Consider the following 17,159-nt stretch of genomic DNA (forward strand, 5'->3'; position numbering starts at 1 on the left):
AACTCCCTCACGGCGTCGCTTCGCGGCCATCGAGCCATTTGGCCAGCATCACCGAGGTCGACTCCTCATAGCCGAGCGATTGGTAGAATGCGCCGGCCGTGGCGTTTTCGCGCCGCACCAGCAATTGCAGCTTCGGCACGCCGGCGGCACGCAGCCAGTCCTCGGCCGCTGCCATGATGGTGCGGCCAAGTCCCTTGCCCTGGCTGTTGGGATCGACCGCGACGTAATAGACCCAGCCGCGATGGCCGTCATGACCGACCATCGCGGTCGCCACGATCGCACCTGAGTTGCGGCCGACCAGCACGACCGAGTTCGGTCCGCGCCGCGCCAGCGCGATGTCAGCTGAGGCATCGTTCCACGGCCGCGTCAGGCCGCAAGCCTGCCACAGCGCGACGACGTCGGCGACGTCGGCGTCGGTGATCGGTGCAATGGCGAGGGAGGGCATTGTCGCCTGCACGGTCACAGCACCTTGCCCGGGTTCATGATGCCGAGCGGATCGAGCACCGCCTTGACCTGCCGCATCAGCTCGATGGCGACCTTGTCCTTGACGTCGGGCAGTTCGCCGCGCTTGAGCACGCCGATGCCGTGCTCGGCCGAGATCGAGCCGCCCATCCGCAGCACGATCTCGAACACGACGGCGTTGACGTCGTGCCAGCGCGCCAGGAAGTCGGCTGTGTTGGCGCCGACCGGCTGGCTGACATTGTAGTGGATGTTGCCGTCGCCGAGATGGCCGAACGGCACCGGCCGCGCACCCGGGATCAACTTCACCACCGCCGCGTTGGCCGCAGCGATGAAGGCGGGCACGGCGGCGACCGGCACCGAGATGTCGTGCTTGATCGAGCCGCCTTCCGGCTTCTGCGCCGCCGACATCTCGTCGCGCAGCTTCCAGAACGCCTGGCGCTGGCTCAGATTGGCTGATATCACGGCGTCGTCGACGATGCCGTCGTCCATGCCCTGGGCCAGGATCGCCTCCAGCGTGTCGCGTGCATCGTCGCGCGACGACGACAATTCCATCAGCACGTACCAGGGGTGCTTGTCCTCAAGCGGATCGCGGATATCGATGCCGTGGCGGATCGAGAAATCGACCGCAATGTCGGCGAGCAGTTCGAAGCTCGTCAGCGCGCCGGCCGCCTCGTTGCGCGAGATCGACAGCAGCTTGAGCGCGGCCGCCGGCGACTTCAGGCCGACATAGGCGGTCTCGACCGCCCGCGGCCGCGGAAACAGTTTCAGCGTCGCCGCGGTGATGATGCCGAGCGTGCCCTCGGCGCCGATGAAGAGGTTGCGCAGGTCGTAGCCGGTGTTGTCCTTCTTCAGCTTCGACAGCGCATTCAGCACGCGGCCGTCGGCCAGCACGACTTCGAGCCCGAGCGCCATTTCGCGCGCCACGCCATAGGCGAGCGCCGCCGTGCCGCCGGCATTGGTCGAGAGGTTGCCGCCGATGGTGCAGCTGCCTTCGGCGCCGAGCGACAGCGGGAACAGCCGATCGACGTCGCTCGCCCTCTGCTGCGCGATTTGCAGCACCACGCCGGCTTCGCAGGTCATGGTGTTGGATTCGACGTCGATGTCGCGGATCTTGTCGAGGCGCCGCAGCGAGACCACGACCTCGCCATTGTGCGGGGTCTGGCCGCCGACCAAGCCCGTGTTGCCGCCCTGCGGCACCAGCGCGATCCTGTGCTCGGTCGCAAGCTTGCAGATTGCGGCGACTTCGGCGGTCGAGCCCGGGCGCAGCACCAGCGGCGAGCGGCCGTGGAACAGATCGCGCTCCTCGGTGACGTAAGGCTTGATGTCGGCGGCGTCGGTCAGCGCATATTTCTCGCCGACAATGGCGCGGAATTTTTCAAGCAATTCGGGCGGAAGCGGCGGCACCGCTGATTGGACGACGTTCATTTTTTCTTGGTCTTTCACTCGGTCGGGTATCTTTGCTTAAGCATGACCTCCGCGCAAACGCTTCGCGTTTGTCGCGAGGGAATACCGGCTCCCACTTTTCCGGGTCATGCTTGTTCCCGCCCAACCGCTGCGCGGCGCAGCCGGTCGTTGATGGCTTCGCCCAAGCCGTCCTCGGGAATGGGCATCACTGCGATAGCATCCGCGTTTCTCTTGTCGAGCGTGCGAAGGTAACCGAACAGATTGGCGGCAGCCTCGGCGAGATCGCCGCGCTCGGACAGATTCATCACCGCGGAGGCACATTCGCGCCGCGCGACCTTGGCCGTCCCGAATGCCAACAAGGCTTCGCCGACGTGGACGTCGCTGGCATTGAGCCGGACCGGGGTCCGCGGCGCATAATGCGAGGCGAGCATGCCGGGGGCGACCGGCTGACCGTCGGTCTCGGCGTCCTGCGGCGGCGACTGCAGCGGGTGGCCGAGCACGCGCTCGATCTCGGCGCGCGTCAGGCCGCCCGGCCGCAGCAGCACCGGATCGGAGAAGCAGCCGACAATGGTGGATTCGACGCCGACCTCGACTGGGCCGCCGTCGACGATCAGGTCGATGCGGCCGGCGAGATCGCCGTTCACATGCTCGGCGGTGGTGGGCGAGACATGGCCCGAAAGATTGGCCGACGGTGCTACCACGGCACCGCCGAAAGCCTTGATGATGTCGCGCGCGACCTTGTGGGCCGGGATGCGAATCGCGACCGTATCGAGGCCGGCGGTCGCCAGTTCCGCGACCGGGCAGGAGAGCGCCTTCGGCAGCACCAGGGTCAGCGGACCGGGCCAGAACGCTTCCGCGAGCCGCAGGGCCTGGCCGTCGAACAGGGCGATCCGGCGGGCGGCGCCAAGATCGGCGACGTGGGCGATCAGCGGATTGAAGGCCGGCCGGCCCTTGGCCTGGTAAAGGCTGGCGATCGCGGCGGCATTGCCGGCATCGGCGCCGAGGCCATAAACCGTCTCGGTCGGAAACGCCACCAGGCCGCCCTCGGCCAAAACCCCGGCGGCGGTGGCCGTGGCGGCGGCGCCGGCAGGCATAATGTGCGTTTTCAGGCCTGTTTCCACTGTGACTAGATTCCTCAATTCGGTGCCTTGCAGTCCCCGAAACCCGACGCTATAAGCCGGTCCTCTTAGTCGGAGTGTGGCTCAGCCCGGTAGAGCACTGCGTTCGGGACGCAGGGGTCGCAGGTTCGAATCCTGCCACTCCGACCAAGATTTTCTTACGCTTTTTGTCTTCTTTCACGATACGCGGCCAAGTCAACCCCGCGATCAACCCCAGATACGATGTTCTTGTTTTGTTTCGTCGTGATGGCTGCTGCCGCCTCGCGCAAGAATTCCGGGTGGTGGTGGCCATAGGTATCGAGCAATACCTCGACCGACATCCCAAGAAACCCAGCTGACTTCCATGGATCTGCGCCGCGCTGCATCAGCCAGGTCGCGGCCGTGTGCCTCAAGGTGTGCGGCGTGACCTTGCCCGCTTCGGTGGACAGCTTGGCGACTCCAACGGCGCTTCGGAACCCCGACTTGACGGATTTGACCGCCGCGCCGTTGAACTCGACAAAGTGTGAGACGATTGCGCCCGTCCTAGCCCAGCGACGCATATGGGCGAGCAATCGGTCAGGAATTGGCGCCGGCGGCTGCCGTTTTTTGGTCGGACGCCGTCCCTGGGCGCGTCGATAAAAGATGCCGTTTTCAAGATCGACATACGATCGACCCGTGTCACGGTACGGCGACGCTGAGGCGATCGCGCCGGCGCGCGTACCGGTATAGAGCCCGATCAAAATAAAGCGCGCGATATGACGAAGCGGGCGCTTGCCCGTCTCAATTTTTTGGTTCTTGAGAGGTCCGCGATGCCGTGTCTGGACTTCGCGGTATCGCCAGCACGCCCACAGCAGTGCAGCGGCTTCGCTGCGGCTCAGCCACCGCTCACGACCAGGTCCTTTTGCGGGAAGCGCGACGCGAACCAACCCGCGATGCAGGCCTTCCCGCGCATGATGATTGATTGCTGCACGCAGATCTTCCAAATCGCGCCGGGCTCCCCCGGGACGCCCGCGAGCCTTCACATACTGCCCGCAAGTCTGCGCATTCACCTCAGCCAGCATCTTGCCACCGAAAAAATCGTTCAGGCGACCGATCCGGTCCGCGAACTCCGTTATTTCGGACTGAGCAGAGCCTCGTTCAATGTAAATCGCCTCGCGATGAGCGTGATAGATTGCAAGTACATCGGCGACATCGATGTCTTCAATGTCGCGGACGCGACGCGGAGGGCGGTACTTCGAGGTGATATACGTTACGAGGGCGTCTTCGGCGGCCCTCGGCGGCTTTCGCTCAGCCTCGCTCGCAAAGACTCCTGTGGCAACCTCGCGGTCTCCATCGCGGATGGTCCAGACAGCGTTGGCGATGAGGCGTCCGTTTCTTCTCTTGGCCTTGCGTTTGTAGAGTCTCGGGCCTTTGCTGATACGCGGCATAGCTCCCTCATGCGCTCGATATGTGCCAGCGTCGTAAAATCCTTACCTGCGATGCGCTCGATGATCAGGCGACCGCGCAAAGCTTCCTTGCGAAGCCCAGAACTGGTCATCGACCCATCCGGAAATGCCAACGAAGCTGCCGTAGACAGTCGAATTGGATCGTTGGGAGCAATTTCGCTTCGACGGTTTGTTGGTGCGCCCATGGCAGCAGACTCGCTGGACTTCCTCGACGTTGCGCAGGCAGTTGCGCGTCGCAGCGATGTTGCCTCTCCTAACGACCAAAGAAAACGACGCTCTCGTTGCAGCTTGCCTGCCACGCATTGCATGCCAGCGGATCTTAGCGAGCTCGCTCGTAGAGAAACCTGAGCTATCAAAGCGCAGCGTAGCAAAAATACTTGCGCGTTTCGGAGACACTCCCAACATTGGATCTCTCAATCGTTGTCTTCACAGGGCGCCGATTGATATGCTGGCGCTCAAGGTCGCCGGCATCGAAAGGCGTGCCTTTCGCCAGCAACGACTCGGACAGTTCGAAAACGCCATCCAGACCCTGGAGAAGCTGATCGCCGATAAAGAGCTTGCTGACGACGCGGAGCGCCGGGCCTGGGCTCTCAGCGTCGGCCACACGCATCGCCTATCAAATCGAAGACGAAGGTCGCGGCCGGAAGCTTCAAACGAGCGCTTACACGGTCAACAACAATCATTCGCCGCCGAAGGTCAGGCCTGCCTACGTGCCGCGTCCGCTCCCGGGTAGGCAGTCGGCAGCGATCGTCAGTCGCATGCTCGAGTACGATCAATGATCGCCGAATTCGACGAGGCGGTCGCCGAACTAGTACCGGAGGCCTCCGCCGGCCGTTACGAGGCAGCGCTTGCCAACCTCGGCGCATTCCTTGGCTTCGAAGCGGAGCGGCCCGAGAAGATCCATGGTGTCGGTCCTGATGTTCTTTGGCGAACTGACAGCACCTTCGATTTCGTTATCGAGGCGAAGAGAGAAAAGGACCAGGACAATCCCCTCTACAAGAAGGACCATGCCCAGCCCCTGGAGGCCGAGCATTGGTTTAAGAACGCCTATCCCGGGCGCAGGGCGCTGCGGGTCTCGGCGTTGCCGGAGGCCGTCGCCGACCCGAAGGCGACGCCGGCCGGCAGTTTCGCCCTGCGTCTCGATGACATCACCAAATTGGTGGGCGCTCTGCGAGGGGTTTTGCTCGAAGTGTCCAGTCCCGGAAAATCTGACGCGCTACGGGAGCGCTGCGAAGCAGCACTTGTAAAGGCACACCTGAAACCGGACGGGATCAAGGCTAGCTTTCTCAAGCTGTTCGGCAAAAAGGCCAAGGGCATCTAAACCGCCTCTAGGCGCAACCATCGTTGCGCCTAGACTTCATTCTTGCGCCTAGCCCTAATTCCTGCGCCTAGATCGGCCATTCTTGCGCCTAGATTCTACGCGCAGGAAAGGCCGCTTTGGCGAACCAGATCCCAGAAGAAGCACTGGCCGCTATTGAGGATGCCGTGCGGCGCGACCCCAACGGCGTGTCGGCGCCGGAGATTCTGCGCGCCCTGGCGACTCCCGTCCCGCCGCGCACCCTCCAATATCGCCTCAAACACCTCGTCACCCGAAATCGCATCATCATGGACGGCGAAGGGCGGTGGGCACGATACCGGCTGCCCGATGCGGCCATTGACGCGGCAGCGCGGGAAGATGCCAACGAACCTGTCATTCCGCTCTCTGAAGCGGGGACATCGATTCGCGACTATGTCCGTCAGGCGCCGGAGGCTCGCAAGCCAGTCGGCTACGATCGAAAATTCCTCGACCGCTATCGACCGAACGCTTCCTTCTACTTGACCGAGCAGGACCGCGCGCATCTAGCGGCCGTTGGCCGCCCGCAGATCGCGGAACAGCCTGCGGGCACCTACGCCAAACAGATCCTCGGCAGGCTGTTGATCGATCTCGCCTGGAATTCGCGCCGTCTGGAAGGCAACACGTACTCGCTCCTCGACACCAAACGCCTCATCGAGCTGGGCGAGGAGGCGGTTGGCCGCGCGCATCTCGAGGCGCAGATGATCCTGAACCACAAGGATGCGATCGAATTCCTGGTCGGCGCCGCTGACGAAATCGGCTTCAACCGCTACACCTTCCTCAATCTCCACGCGCTCCTCGCCAACAACCTCCTTGCCGATCCCACCGCGGCCGGCAGGCTGCGCTACATCGCCGTCGGCATCGAACGCTCCGCCTTCCATCCGCTGGAGGTGCCGCAGCTCATTGAGGAAAGCTTCGATCACATCCTGGCCACCGCTGCCGCGATCAGCGACCCCTTCGAACAAGCGTTCTTCGTGATGGTGCAGCTTTCATATCTGACCGATACCGCACCGCCAGCCAAACTGCCGGCCGCAGCGATCTACACTCTCACCATCGAGCGCTTTCGCGGCATCACCTCTCTCAAGTGCAAGCCATCGCGCGGCGTGAATGTCATTCTCGGCGGCGGCGACGTCGGCAACAGCTCATAGACCTGGTCAAGATCAGAGCGAATTACGCGAGACTTTGCGTCTCGGCCGATAGCACCGGTGATAAGGTTCTCTTCCACTGTCAGCGAGCGGAAGCAATGCCGGCCCTCAAGCACTGGAATGTCGCCACCTGTGCCAACTCGGCGACTTGCGGCCTTACCGCTTCACGCACATCCGGCTCTTTGGCCCATTCCCATTTTGGATCCGCCTCGGGGTTCTCATGATAGCTGTCGGGTGCCGCGGGGTAGATCTCGTTCCACACGAGGTGATCGCTGACTCGCGCCAGTACTTCGGTGCACCTGGGTCAGCCTCGTGCTGCTTCACGAACCAAATGTACCAGCGGCCCGCAAGTGCGAGGGCGTTAAGCCGAGTGAGCGGTTGCCCTACCCCGTTAAGCTGCGCCCGAAGAGTGGCAATGCGCGTTTCAACCTCAGCTTCCCACTCTCCGAGGCGTACCTTTGCCTCGTGCCGGGGGTGTGTCCGCGGCTAGCTTCAAATGGGCTTCTCGCTTGACCCCATAGAGCCGCGCATACCCCCTCACGGACATCTTGGGGGGATGCTCGTCGAGGACGATTCCCTGCACGGCTTCCAGCATATCGATCTCGTCCCCGCTCAAGCGCAGGTGCTGCGAGCGGGCGCGACAGATCTACCAGCTGCGTCAACGCGGGAATGGTTTGCATTAACCGCAAGAAGCTGATGCATCCTCATTCTGCTGCGATTTTGGCGACCTCAGCCAGAGGTCCCGGTTCTACTCGGATATCACCGGAAAAAGGACGCTCTTGCAGACCAATGAGTCCCAGCGCCATCACGACGGCGATTGAGAACACGCTTAGCGCCGTGATTTGCGCACCGGCCTTCTTCAGGTGCACCAACCCGATCGATATCTGTGTCACCACGCCAAGGATCACGACGAGAATCCATTTGGCATCGATCGTGCGGTCCGAGGCTAACGCGAGCCGCTCGGAGCGCGCGCTGCCCGCTCCGACTGCGGCATTTAGCACGGCCGTCTGCACCGCAGCACCCACTGCTTGACCCATCCGAGGATCGCTGACTTCTCGCAGCAAAGCGTCATAGACGAACTCAACCGAATGGGCCTCCTGGTCCTGCGCCATCGCCGGCCACTCGTCATCCACGAGGGCGGCGACGTATTTCGCCAGCGCCGAGCGGAGGCTGCCCATGTCCGATACGGACGCGTTACTAACAGCATAAATGTTGCGCAGTTCCGCCGCCTCCGACTGCACCGCGCGGGCCGCCTGACGGTTGCGATCGGTTATATCATTGGCCAAAAATCCGGTCAGGAACGCAAACAACACTCCGACCGTGCCGAAAAACGGAGCGACCACGCCTTCTACGCGGCGCACCAGCACAACCGTTGCAGGGCTGAAACTCGCGATCACAATGACAGCGCCAGTCGCTGCGAAAAGGGCGATGAGGACTGCGAACAATTCAAATGCTGGAAGGTCCAACCAACCTTTGATCATTGGGTTAGGCGATCCTCTCTTGCAAGGCGGCGAATCCGATTAGAAACATATGAGCATTGAGCCGCCCAACAATATATTGCTAGTGAAAGCACAACCAAGGGGCCGCGACAGAATGGTTCAGGGATTGGGTTTGTTCGCTTAAGGATCATTATTCTCTCAAAATTTTTTCCATGGCTTTTGCATGGCCAACTTTGGGCACGCCAGATCACGTCGCTCGGGCACTTGGTCTGCATGATGCCGCTAGCCTACGTGAAGTCTTATGTCCAGGCGCCGCCGCATGTCCGCCGATGAGCACCTCGGCTTGCGGCTTGGGGGCTTGGGCATGCCGATGTCGAGAGGGGGCGGGCGGGATGTCCTTTGCGGCCATAACCCAAAGCTCCTGCTCGCCTTACAGACGAAAGGCACCCGGGTTGGCGAGATCGAACATCGCTAAAACCGAAATATCGGCCAGAGTGCGTAAGTGAATGCCGGTTTTTTTGCCGATAGGGGCGGTGATCAACCCTTCCAGCTTGTCGTCGGAGACGACGGCAATGATGTTTTCTTCGATGCAGAGCGCCGGCCAACGGAAGAGCAATTGGCCGAGTTTCGTGTGAAGCTTGGCCCAGCGCGTGGGATGTTTGCCCTCGTCGATGGCGAGCGCCGACAATCGGCGGGTTCCGGCTCCCCAGCTCGCAAGGGGCAATTGGATGCCGGAGCGATCTGCGGTGAGGCCGATCATTGACGCGATCGACGGACCTTGCCCGCCAGTGATCGCGAGATCGAGGCCGGCAGGTAGGCTTTCTCTTTGGAACGCGGTATCGAGATTCTTGAGCGCAGTCTGTGCTTCGGTGGTCAGCTCGTTCTTGACGTCGTTTTTCGCCAGCTCGCTCGCCATGCGGGAGCGTAGGCCTTTGTCGGAGAGTAGGCGGTCGAGCGCAGACCCCTGGACTAACCTGAGATCGCGATCATTGCGATCATCGCCGCTCAAGCGGACGAGGCCGATCGCGCGTCGCAGCGCGACGGGAAAGCTATCCGCAGAGCCGTCAGGCTGGACGATCTCATAGGCGAGTTCGAGGTCTTCGGTGCCGCGAACACGGTAGACCGGTTCACCGGCGAGCTTGCCGTCGTGCTCCAGGGCAGGAACGGCTGCTTCTTCGCCGATCCATTCCCAAGGCCAAGAGGGTTTCATCTGGCTGCTCATTCCGGCGCCGCTGTCTGGGAAGGGGTGGCCCGCGGCGCCTTGAACGCGGCGGTCAAGCACACCACGAGTTTCGTGCACAAGGATCGAAACAAGAGTCTATCCGACTATCAGGCGATCCGGCAGGAGCTCGGCGCGGCCAAGGTCCTGGTCGAAACGTTACGGCCGTGGCGCCTCGAGCTGGCAGCAAAGCTCGACGAGCTCTGGCAGGCTGGCAAGCCGCAGAGCGAGATCCTGATCCCACTGACCGAGTTCAAGGTTCATGCCGCCGAGGTCGCAAACAAGGTCGCAGCAGCGGCACTGACCGTGACGGGAGGCTATGGCTATCATCGCGGGCCGATCGAGCGTTCCTTCCGCGACGCGCGCGCAGCCATCGCAATGGGGCCGTCGAATGTGATTGCTCGGGACTGGATTGGCAAATCGCTGGTCGGCCTGCCGCTCGAGCTGTTCGACGAAGGGGGAGAGTAGTTTGAATCCGCGACCCCAGAGCCTCGGAGACCCGAGTCTCTGAATGGGGCAGACGCACTGGACGCCCGTTCGTTTCCTGAATCGCTCGGCCCATCACCCTGGTGCGCGAGTGGCTCCTCTGCTACTTCCGCCCACCGACATCATCACCATGTGGCTTCGCTCCAAGCCGAGAACGAAACCTGGTGGCTTAAGACAACACGATCACGCGCTCGAGCGCTTTCGCCCGCGCAAGTTGGCTCGGTGCCTTGAACCTCGCCAGGACGGTTTCGGCCGCTTCTCCTGCTAAATTCGCGATGAAGTTGTCTATCTGCTCTCGGCTCTGGATACCGAGCAAGGGCTGTGGCTCAGAGAGGAAATCGAAGAACGCGCTTCCGATCTTTGCGTTGACGGCAGCGGCGGGGAATAGCAGCTCAGCATGCGTCTTGTATTTTTCATCACGCAAAAACAGCCGGGTAACTTCCGTCGCTGCCTCGGCGCGATGGTCCCAATGCGTGTTGAATTGATCCTGCAGCCATTCGTAGGTGATCTTGTCCTTGTGCTCCCTGAGCGCTCGGATCAGAAGCACGGATTGGACGGTCGCATTTTGCGCGCCCTGGCCGCCAAGCGGATCAAAGGAGACTGCGGCATCTCCGATTGCAGCAACAGCGTGTCCGCTTTTGGTGCGGGCTACGGCGCGTCGAACAGTCGGCGGGACTGCGCCGAGGAGCCAGGAGTGCGGATCCTCGTGCAGAGGCTCCAGCTGATCGATCAGCTCCACATCTTCCAGAAAATAGGTCGCGAACAGTTTCACCACGGCGTCACGCGCGCTCTGAGTATCGGTCACGGTGTTGAAGATGTCGATCCACGGGCTGCCAGGCTTGGCGAACCCAATGAACGCCCGCGTGGCGCCGAGATCCTTGTGCAGATAAGGTCCGAAGAAGGTCTCGCCGAAATCGGCATGGATGTTGAACCAGTTGTGCCTGGCGCCGTGCGAGCTGCGATAGGCGAACTGATGATCTGCACGATCCAGCTCCTTGAATGTCGCGAGCAGCAGGTGCCGCTGCGGTTCGGCGTAGACAGTGCGATCCGGGTCAACCGGGAATAGGGCCGACAAGCCGCCCTTTCCTGTCGCCACGAGGGTGAGATCGGCGTCCGCCGCAATCGTGTCCAGATCTTCCGGGGTGACCGCGCGCACGGCGAATTTGCCGCCTCGCGCCAGGAAACGACTGAGGCGATCGTCGGCACGGAGCCGGGTATCGACCGCCTGCGCCCGATAGTTGAAGGCACTGTCGAATTCGATAACGGGAGTTCGGGTTTCGCCGGTGCCGGAGAAGATCCGAACACTCATCCCGGTGCTGGTACCGATGTCATAAAGATCCTCGACGACCTCGGCCTCGTATTCGAGGGATTTGCCGAAATAGACAGCAGTCCCCGTCGGAGGCACATCGTTGCGCGGCGACGCCCGGTCTCGATCGCTGTAGATGATAACGTCAAATCCCGCATTGACAAGGCCAAGCCCGGCGGTTGTCCCGGCAAGACCTGCTCCGATGATCGCGACTTTGCGTTTGGTGTTGGACACGTGGCTCTCCTGAAGGAAGAATGACTCGGCGCCGGAGGCGGGATCTGGACGCGCCTCGCCTCGACGCGTGAAGCTCGCTAGAAAGTGGGGTGCTAGTGGCTCTGCACAGTGATTATGACTCTTTGGAAGTCGCGGGATAGGCGCGGCCCATTTTGGCGCGGGCCTTGTCTGTTGTGAACATCCATTTGATGCGGGAGCGGGCGGCATTTTGCTTGCGTTCCCAGGCTTTGATTTCGCGGCGCAGGCGCTTGGGGTCGTCGATCCTGCGATCCAGGCACTGGCCTCGCAGGACGCCGATCTCGATCTCGACCATGTTGAGCCAGCTTGCGTGCTTGGGGGTGTAGTGGAACTCGAGCCGTCGCAAGATCCGCCTGGCTTCGGTGGGCGGGAATGTCTGATACAGGGCACCGGCGGAATGGGTCGATAGATTGTCCTGGACGACCCGGATGATCTCGGCGTCGGGATAATGGATGTCGACGAGGTCGTGCATGCATCGGGCATAGTCTTCCGCCGCTCGCCGTTCGGTGACTTTGACCTTGCGCCAGGGCCGATGCACGTCGAGGAGGACGAAGAGATTGACCGTGCCATTGCGACGATACTCGTAGTCGTAGCGTTCGAGCCGGCCCGGCTCGGCCGGGATGGGTTGACGCGCCTCGCCGATGAGCTGCACCGGGCTTTCGTCGAAGTACACCACCGGCCGCTTGGGATCGGGCGCCCCGGCGTAGAGGTCGAGCACATCCTCCATGCGGGCGACGTATTCGCCGTCGACCTGCGGTATGCACCACATGTCCCTGCGCCAAGGCTTGAGGCCATTTTCCGCCAGGCGCCGCCGAACCGTCTCGTGCGACAGGCTCTTGTGTTCGGTGAGCTTGACCATCGCACCTGCCAGCAGCTCGAGCGTCCAGCGGGCGCGGCCCTTTGGCGGACTGGAGCAGGCCGTCGCCACCAGCAGGGCTTCTTCCTTGCCCGTGAGTTTGCGCTCCGCCCCGGGACGCGGCTCGTCACTCAGCGCCCGCTCCAGATTGCCTTCCACGAAGCGGCGCTTGGTTCGGTACACGGTCGAGCCGCCCACGCCGACGCTCCGCGCGATCTCCTCGTCGCCGGCACCGGCGGCCAGCAAGATCTGCGCGCGCTTGAGCTTGCGCGACGCATGCTTGCCGCCGCTGAGCAGCGCCCTGAGTTCCGTGCGCTCAATTTGGCTGAGGTCGACCCGGTAGCGTACATTCATGGCGTGCCTCCGTGTTAGAGGCACGCACCAACAACTGAATCGGATGGCCGGCGTGAGTCCTTCGGCAAAACCCTTCACGCCCACGCAGGGGCAGTACCTGGCCTTTATCCACCTCTACACGCGGCTGCACCGCAGACCCCCGGCCGAAACCGACATGCAGGAATATTTCCGCGTCAGCCCGCCTTCGGTCCACCAGATGGTGCTGACGCTGGAACGAGCCGGCCTCATCAGGAGGCAGCCAAGAACCCCGCGCAGCATCGAGGTCCTCGTTGATCCCAAACTCCTCCCGGAGCTAATCTGACCACCAGACGCAACCCGTCATAATCACTGTGCAGAGCCACTAGTTGCCGTTGCCCTGTTGTCCTGTCCGACGAACGCCAGCACTCCAGGCATACGGAAGTGTCTGACCATTCAACTCGTACGCACCGATTGCGCGGAGCCTGAAGATCGCTGGGTTGTGGGAAGCGATGGTACGTGCGTTACGCCAGTGCCGATCGATGGCGAGCTTCTCCGAGCTGAGAGAGGCGCCGCCTACTTCGAAAAGCGTGGTCACGGCGTCGAGCACGAGCTTGATGACGGTCACCTGCGCCTGCGCCGCCGCAAGTTCGGAGGCATCGAGCCGCTGAGGGGTCTGGTGGCCACCGTCAAGCGTCCGCGCGAGCTCATCGACCGCGGCAAGGACCGTTGCCCGTGCGCCAAAGGCCGCGCTGAAGAGCTGACCGATGACCTGCTGTACCAGCGGATCGTTGCGTGGCAGGTCAGCGACAGCATGGGTGAACGTGCGGGTTCGCTCCTTGATCCAGTCGGTCGTATCCGCCGCGGCACGTTTCGCAATCCCCGCGAGCGTGGCGAGCAGGATCAGCTGAACGTGGGCCGTTCCAAACACCCGGCCTTCCGTTCCATAGCCGGGACCGATGATCCGGTCCTGGGTGACCGTGACATTGTTGAACTTCGCCGTGCCGCTTGCCGTGAGCCGCTGGCCGAAGCCGTCCCAGTCGTCCACAACATTGACGCCAGGCTGGCTGGTGTCCACAAGGACGGTAATTCGTTTGCCGTCCCGGTCGGCCGCGACAAGCAGGTGATCGGCGTAAAGTGTGCCAGTCGTGTAATACTTCAGCCCGTCGAGCCGCAGCGCGGCTCCTTCCGATGTGACGGCGGTCCGGTAGCGATCGACCGCACCAAGGCCCGGCTCGGTAACGGCGACGCCGACGAGCGCGCCGTTCGCGATGGCTCCGAGCCACCGCGCCTTGACTGCCTCATCCTTGTTCAGCTGCAAGTCCTCGACCAGGTTGAAGTGTGCCCGTAACGCCTGTGGCAGGTTGGAATCTGCGGCCGCAAGCTCGATAAGGAGGTCGAACGTCTGGCGGAGCGTGGCGCCGAGCCCTCCGAACTCGATCGGCACACGCAGCGCTCCGAAGCTGGCCTCCTTCAACAGTCTAATTTCCTCGATCGGCAGCGTGCGGCCTCGTTCGCGCGCCACCGCACCCGCCGCGATCGTCTCGAAGATCGGAGCGAAGCGCTTGTGAAGTTCGTCATCGCTGATGCTCGGTCTGCCTGGGTGAATGGTCATCGCACTGCGTCCGCTCGTTCTTTGAGTCCTTGGATGGACAGAGTTTGTTGTCTCGAAGAATAGTCCGCTCTCCTACGAGAGCCAGACTGTATTTTTGCTTGGATAGAACACGATCGTTTGCAGCGGAACATCGCACGAAGAAAAATCTGCTGCGCGATCCTGCCGGTCGATGTTTCGAGAAATGAGGTCAACGCCGCTTGCAGAAGATCGCGATGCTCGCAATCGCGTCCAACTCGAAAGGACCATTCTCCGAGGTGCGATATATGCGGCGAATCGTGTCGGGACGCGATCGGATCGAAGCTAATTGTTGCCTTGGATCGCATCGAGTGTGCTGCGTGACCAGAGCTTGTGGCAGCGAATGAGATTGTGCCAAGAGCTGGTTTTTCATCCCGCAACGAGATGCGACGAAAGATGCATCTCGAAAACGGCCGATAAACGCGATGGACGATCGATTGCGTGTTGTGGCGAGATGGCTGCGTGGATGAACAAGGGCGACGCGACGGAGACGTGTGAATGGCGCGACAGATTCGGTTCAATGCCTTCGACATGAATTGTGTCGGCCATCAGTCTCCCGGCGTCTGGGCGCACCCGCGCGACCGTTCCTACAAGTACAAGGACCTCGACTATTGGCAGGATCTCGGGCGAACGCTGGAGCGCGGAGTCTTCGACGGCATCTTTATTGCCGATGTCATCGGGTATTATGACGTCTACAAGAACTCGCTATCCCACGCGCTTGAGCAGGCGGCACAAATCCCAGTCAACGATCCGTTGCAGCTGGTGGCGCCAATCGCGCTCGCGACCGAGCATCTCGGAATCGGCATCACCGCATCGACGTCGTTCGAGCATCCCTATACTTTCGCGCGCAGGCTCTCGACTGCGGATCACCACAGCAAGGGACGCCTCGGCTGGAACATCGTGACCTCTTATCTGGAGAGCGGGGCCAAGAACATCGGCCAGGGCGGGTTGCGCCGCCACGATAATCGGTACGAGGTGGCGACCGAATATGCCGAGGTTCTCTACAAATTGCTGGAGGGCAGCTGGGAGGAGGGGGCCGTCCTGCGTGATGCCGGGAAGCGGATATTCACCGATCCTTCGAAGGTCCACGAGATCGAGCACAAGGGAAAATACTTTGAGGTGCCGGGCTATCATCTCTGCGAGCCGTCGCCGCAACGAACGCCGGTCCTCTACCAGGCCGGTGCGTCTGGGGCCGGCAAAGCCTTTGCGGCCCAACACGCTGAATGCGTGTTCGTTGCCGCGCCGATCAAGCAGGTTCTGAAATCCTACGTCGCGGAGGTGCGACGGCTCGCGGCTGAAGCCGGCCGCGATCCGCGCAAGATCCTGACCTACAATCTGGTCACGGTGATCGTCGATGAAACCGACGCGAAGGCGGAGGCGAAGTTCAGGGAGTATCGGCAATACGCCTCCTATGACGGCGCGCTGGTGTTCATGTCCGGCTGGAGCGGCATCGATTTCGGACAGTACGCGCCGACCGATCTGGTCAAAAAGGTCGAGACAAATGCGATCGTTTCCGTCGTCGATCATCTCGCGGGTGGCAGCAAGGCCTGGACCATCGAGGAGCTGGCGGCCTGGGGCGGCATCGGCGGACTTGGTCCGGTGTTTGTCGGTTCGGCGTCGACGGTGGCCGATATCCTGCAGGAGTGGGTGGAGGAGACTGACGTTGACGGCTTCAACCTCGCTTATGCGGTGACGCCGGAGACCTTCGAGGACGTGGTCAAACTGCTGGTTCCGGAGCTGCAGAAGCGCGGTGTCTATCCGACCAGCTATCGTCCCGGGACCCTGCGGGAGAAGCTGTTCGGAGAAGGGCCGTATCTGCCGTCGAGCCATCCGGCTGCAGCGTATCGCGACATCCAAGCGGTGAAGCGCCGCGCGGGCGAGGCGACAGTCGCGGCTCCGCGCCAGACCGTCGAAGCGTGATGCGCGATGGCAGAGCCCATTCTGCAGTTGCGTGACGTCTCGCTGTCGTTCAAGGGGATCAAGGCGCTGAATGCGCTCAGCTTCGATGTGGAGCGAGGCGAGACGATTTCTCTAAATCGATCCTCGATGCGGCCGCTGTGGTCGTCTGTCCAGGAATCGCCGGTGGCTGAGATTTCCAGGCGCAGGATTTCGTGAGCTTCATGCGGTGTCTGCATTCGTCCGTTGGACTGCGTCCTTGCCCTGGGGTGGTCAAGCGTGAACGAGATCTTCTGGCTGCGCACTGTCACACCGACATTGCGGGCCTGTTCGCCAAGCCAAGGCTGGTGGCCGGCCCTGGTCAAAACAAGGAACAGGTTTTCAGAATCCGCAGCCGTCTCCATTCGAAAGGGCTATCGAAGAAGGGTTCGCTGTAACGGAGTCTGTACGGAGCATCGCTGGGTTTCAGACGACGCAACGCATCTTCGTCGAGGCGAATCAACTTGTGGGCCGATCCGAGATCGCGCACAAAGCGGACCTTCCCGAGTGATTGGTCGACTCTGACGACGACAGCTTCGATAGCTTCAGGGAACGTGGGTTCAGCCGGCGGCGGCGCGGCAAGTTCGGCTTCAGGATTGAGAGGCCATGGATATGAGCGGGGACCGGTTCCGATCGTTACGTCTGCCGCCATTCCCGGTGACCGTGGCGGCAGTTTTTGGCGGACGACCTTCTTGTCTGCGCGGAGCTTTGCCCAATAGCCCCGGTCCGGTACGGGAATGTCGGCCCTAAAGCGGATTCCGGTCATTTTGAAACATAGCCTGCGTGAGCGAAATAGTTGGCGCATTCGCTTGGGCTTAGTTGTGGGATGAACGAACGGATC

Annotated in this window: 16 protein-coding genes, 1 tRNA gene and 2 pseudogenes; 8 read left to right on the top strand and 11 right to left on the bottom strand. The window is 62.0% G+C overall.

What is annotated here, in order from left to right; translation table 11 throughout:
• Nucleotides 1-7: 7 nt before the first annotated feature.
• The 3 genes from ABIB78_RS03540 to ABIB78_RS03550 form a co-directional block, all read right to left on the bottom strand.
• Nucleotides 8-445: a GNAT family acetyltransferase gene (locus ABIB78_RS03540; RefSeq protein WP_429021437.1), complete on the bottom strand. Its 438-nt coding sequence runs from the start codon at nucleotides 443-445 to the stop codon at nucleotides 8-10.
• Between the two features lie 14 nt (nucleotides 446-459).
• Entirely contained in the window at nucleotides 460-1,887 is a 1,428-nt protein-coding gene (locus ABIB78_RS03545; protein WP_429021439.1) for an FAD-binding oxidoreductase, read from the bottom strand.
• A 104-nt stretch (nucleotides 1,888-1,991) separates the two neighbouring features.
• Complete coding sequence (locus ABIB78_RS03550) at nucleotides 1,992-2,987, bottom strand: L-threonylcarbamoyladenylate synthase (protein WP_429021442.1); 996 nt, start codon at nucleotides 2,985-2,987, stop codon at nucleotides 1,992-1,994.
• A gap of 70 nt (nucleotides 2,988-3,057) precedes the next feature.
• Here ABIB78_RS03550 and ABIB78_RS03555 point away from each other — a divergent pair.
• Nucleotides 3,058-3,134 (top strand) — tRNA-Pro (locus ABIB78_RS03555).
• Nucleotides 3,135-3,142: 8 nt separating this feature from the next.
• On the opposite strand, the gene ABIB78_RS03560 is transcribed toward ABIB78_RS03555, so the two are convergent.
• Nucleotides 3,143-4,390 (bottom strand): tyrosine-type recombinase/integrase, encoded by a 1,248-nt coding sequence (locus ABIB78_RS03560; RefSeq protein WP_429021445.1) that lies wholly within the window; start codon nucleotides 4,388-4,390, stop codon nucleotides 3,143-3,145.
• A 463-nt stretch (nucleotides 4,391-4,853) separates the two neighbouring features.
• On the opposite strand from ABIB78_RS03560, the gene ABIB78_RS03565 reads away from it, so the two are divergent.
• The 3 genes from ABIB78_RS03565 to ABIB78_RS03575 all read left to right on the top strand — a co-directional run bounded on the left by ABIB78_RS03565 (nucleotide 4,854) and on the right by ABIB78_RS03575 (nucleotide 6,889).
• Nucleotides 4,854-5,141 (top strand): hypothetical protein, encoded by a 288-nt coding sequence (locus ABIB78_RS03565; protein ID WP_429021447.1) that lies wholly within the window; start codon nucleotides 4,854-4,856, stop codon nucleotides 5,139-5,141.
• Between the two features lie 42 nt (nucleotides 5,142-5,183).
• A complete protein-coding gene (locus ABIB78_RS03570) occupies nucleotides 5,184-5,729 on the top strand; it encodes a hypothetical protein (protein ID WP_429021450.1) in 546 nt (181 codons plus the stop codon).
• A 116-nt stretch (nucleotides 5,730-5,845) separates the two neighbouring features.
• Complete coding sequence (locus ABIB78_RS03575) at nucleotides 5,846-6,889, top strand: hypothetical protein (RefSeq protein WP_429021452.1); 1,044 nt, start codon at nucleotides 5,846-5,848, stop codon at nucleotides 6,887-6,889.
• On the opposite strand, the pseudogene ABIB78_RS03580 reads toward ABIB78_RS03575, so the two are convergent.
• The 3 genes and pseudogenes from ABIB78_RS03580 to ABIB78_RS03590 all read right to left on the bottom strand — a co-directional run.
• Nucleotides 6,874-7,014: pseudogene (locus tag ABIB78_RS03580) on the bottom strand (ABC transporter ATP-binding protein); the annotation flags it as partial. The gene ABIB78_RS03575 and the pseudogene ABIB78_RS03580 sit on opposite strands and share 16 nt — an antisense overlap.
• A 576-nt stretch (nucleotides 7,015-7,590) precedes the next feature.
• Nucleotides 7,591-8,367: a DUF4239 domain-containing protein gene (locus ABIB78_RS03585; RefSeq protein ID WP_429021454.1), complete on the bottom strand. Its 777-nt coding sequence runs from the start codon at nucleotides 8,365-8,367 to the stop codon at nucleotides 7,591-7,593.
• A 388-nt stretch (nucleotides 8,368-8,755) separates the two neighbouring features.
• Nucleotides 8,756-9,547 carry a hypothetical protein gene (locus ABIB78_RS03590; RefSeq protein WP_429021456.1) on the bottom strand — a complete coding sequence of 264 codons (792 nt, stop codon included), beginning with the start codon at nucleotides 9,545-9,547 and terminating at the stop codon, nucleotides 8,756-8,758.
• A gap of 24 nt (nucleotides 9,548-9,571) precedes the next feature.
• On the opposite strand from ABIB78_RS03590, the gene ABIB78_RS03595 reads away from it, so the two are divergent.
• Complete coding sequence (locus ABIB78_RS03595) at nucleotides 9,572-10,012, top strand: acyl-CoA dehydrogenase family protein (RefSeq protein ID WP_429021458.1); 441 nt, start codon at nucleotides 9,572-9,574, stop codon at nucleotides 10,010-10,012.
• Nucleotides 10,013-10,199: 187 nt separating this feature from the next.
• Here the strand turns inward: ABIB78_RS03595 and ABIB78_RS03600 are convergent, their stop codons facing one another.
• Nucleotides 10,200-11,570: a styrene monooxygenase/indole monooxygenase family protein gene (locus tag ABIB78_RS03600; protein WP_429021460.1), complete on the bottom strand. Its 1,371-nt coding sequence runs from the start codon at nucleotides 11,568-11,570 to the stop codon at nucleotides 10,200-10,202.
• A 112-nt stretch (nucleotides 11,571-11,682) separates the two neighbouring features.
• A complete protein-coding gene (locus ABIB78_RS03605) occupies nucleotides 11,683-12,798 on the bottom strand; it encodes an IS630 family transposase (protein ID WP_429021461.1) in 1,116 nt (371 codons plus the stop codon).
• Between the two features lie 52 nt (nucleotides 12,799-12,850).
• On the opposite strand from ABIB78_RS03605, the gene ABIB78_RS03610 reads away from it, so the two are divergent.
• Complete coding sequence (locus tag ABIB78_RS03610; protein WP_429021463.1) at nucleotides 12,851-13,099, top strand: LexA family protein; 249 nt, start codon at nucleotides 12,851-12,853, stop codon at nucleotides 13,097-13,099.
• Between the two features lie 39 nt (nucleotides 13,100-13,138).
• On the opposite strand, the gene ABIB78_RS03615 is transcribed toward ABIB78_RS03610, so the two are convergent.
• Nucleotides 13,139-14,368 (bottom strand): acyl-CoA dehydrogenase family protein, encoded by a 1,230-nt coding sequence (locus ABIB78_RS03615; protein ID WP_429021465.1) that lies wholly within the window; start codon nucleotides 14,366-14,368, stop codon nucleotides 13,139-13,141.
• A 513-nt stretch (nucleotides 14,369-14,881) separates the two neighbouring features.
• Between ABIB78_RS03615 and ABIB78_RS03620 the strand changes: the two genes are divergently transcribed.
• Both ABIB78_RS03620 and ABIB78_RS03625 read left to right on the top strand, forming a co-directional pair.
• Nucleotides 14,882-16,303, top strand: coding sequence for an LLM class flavin-dependent oxidoreductase (locus ABIB78_RS03620; protein WP_429021467.1), 1,422 nt, complete (start codon nucleotides 14,882-14,884; stop codon nucleotides 16,301-16,303).
• A 6-nt stretch (nucleotides 16,304-16,309) separates the two neighbouring features.
• Entirely contained in the window at nucleotides 16,310-16,498 is a 189-nt protein-coding gene (locus ABIB78_RS03625) for a hypothetical protein (protein ID WP_429021469.1), read from the top strand.
• A gap of 142 nt (nucleotides 16,499-16,640) precedes the next feature.
• On the opposite strand, the pseudogene ABIB78_RS03630 reads toward ABIB78_RS03625, so the two are convergent.
• A pseudogene (locus ABIB78_RS03630) lies at nucleotides 16,641-17,159 on the bottom strand (hypothetical protein); the annotation flags it as partial.

The sequence above is a fragment of the Bradyrhizobium sp. I1.14.4 genome, from assembly GCF_050435825.1.
In the GTDB taxonomy this organism is placed as follows: domain Bacteria; phylum Pseudomonadota; class Alphaproteobacteria; order Rhizobiales; family Xanthobacteraceae; genus Bradyrhizobium.

Bases quoted from the DNA above. Each gene is read 5' to 3' on its own strand.
- ABIB78_RS03540 (WP_429021437.1), bottom strand. From the start codon at position 445: ATGCCCTCCCTCGCCATTGCACCGATCACCGACGCCGACGTCGCCGAC.
- ABIB78_RS03545 (WP_429021439.1), bottom strand. From the start codon at position 1,887: ATGAACGTCGTCCAATCAGCGGTGCCGCCGCTTCCGCCCGAATTGCTT.
- ABIB78_RS03560 (WP_429021445.1), bottom strand. From the start codon at position 4,390: ATGCCGCGTATCAGCAAAGGCCCGAGACTCTACAAACGCAAGGCCAAG.
- ABIB78_RS03565 (WP_429021447.1), top strand. From the start codon at position 4,854: ATGCTGGCGCTCAAGGTCGCCGGCATCGAAAGGCGTGCCTTTCGCCAG.
- ABIB78_RS03570 (WP_429021450.1), top strand. From the start codon at position 5,184: ATGATCGCCGAATTCGACGAGGCGGTCGCCGAACTAGTACCGGAGGCC.
- ABIB78_RS03585 (WP_429021454.1), bottom strand. From the start codon at position 8,367: ATGATCAAAGGTTGGTTGGACCTTCCAGCATTTGAATTGTTCGCAGTC.
- ABIB78_RS03590 (WP_429021456.1), bottom strand. From the start codon at position 9,547: ATGAGCAGCCAGATGAAACCCTCTTGGCCTTGGGAATGGATCGGCGAA.
- ABIB78_RS03605 (WP_429021461.1), bottom strand. From the start codon at position 12,798: ATGAATGTACGCTACCGGGTCGACCTCAGCCAAATTGAGCGCACGGAA.
- ABIB78_RS03615 (WP_429021465.1), bottom strand. From the start codon at position 14,368: ATGACCATTCACCCAGGCAGACCGAGCATCAGCGATGACGAACTTCAC.
- ABIB78_RS03620 (WP_429021467.1), top strand. From the start codon at position 14,882: ATGGCGCGACAGATTCGGTTCAATGCCTTCGACATGAATTGTGTCGGC.
- ABIB78_RS03625 (WP_429021469.1), top strand. From the start codon at position 16,310: ATGGCAGAGCCCATTCTGCAGTTGCGTGACGTCTCGCTGTCGTTCAAG.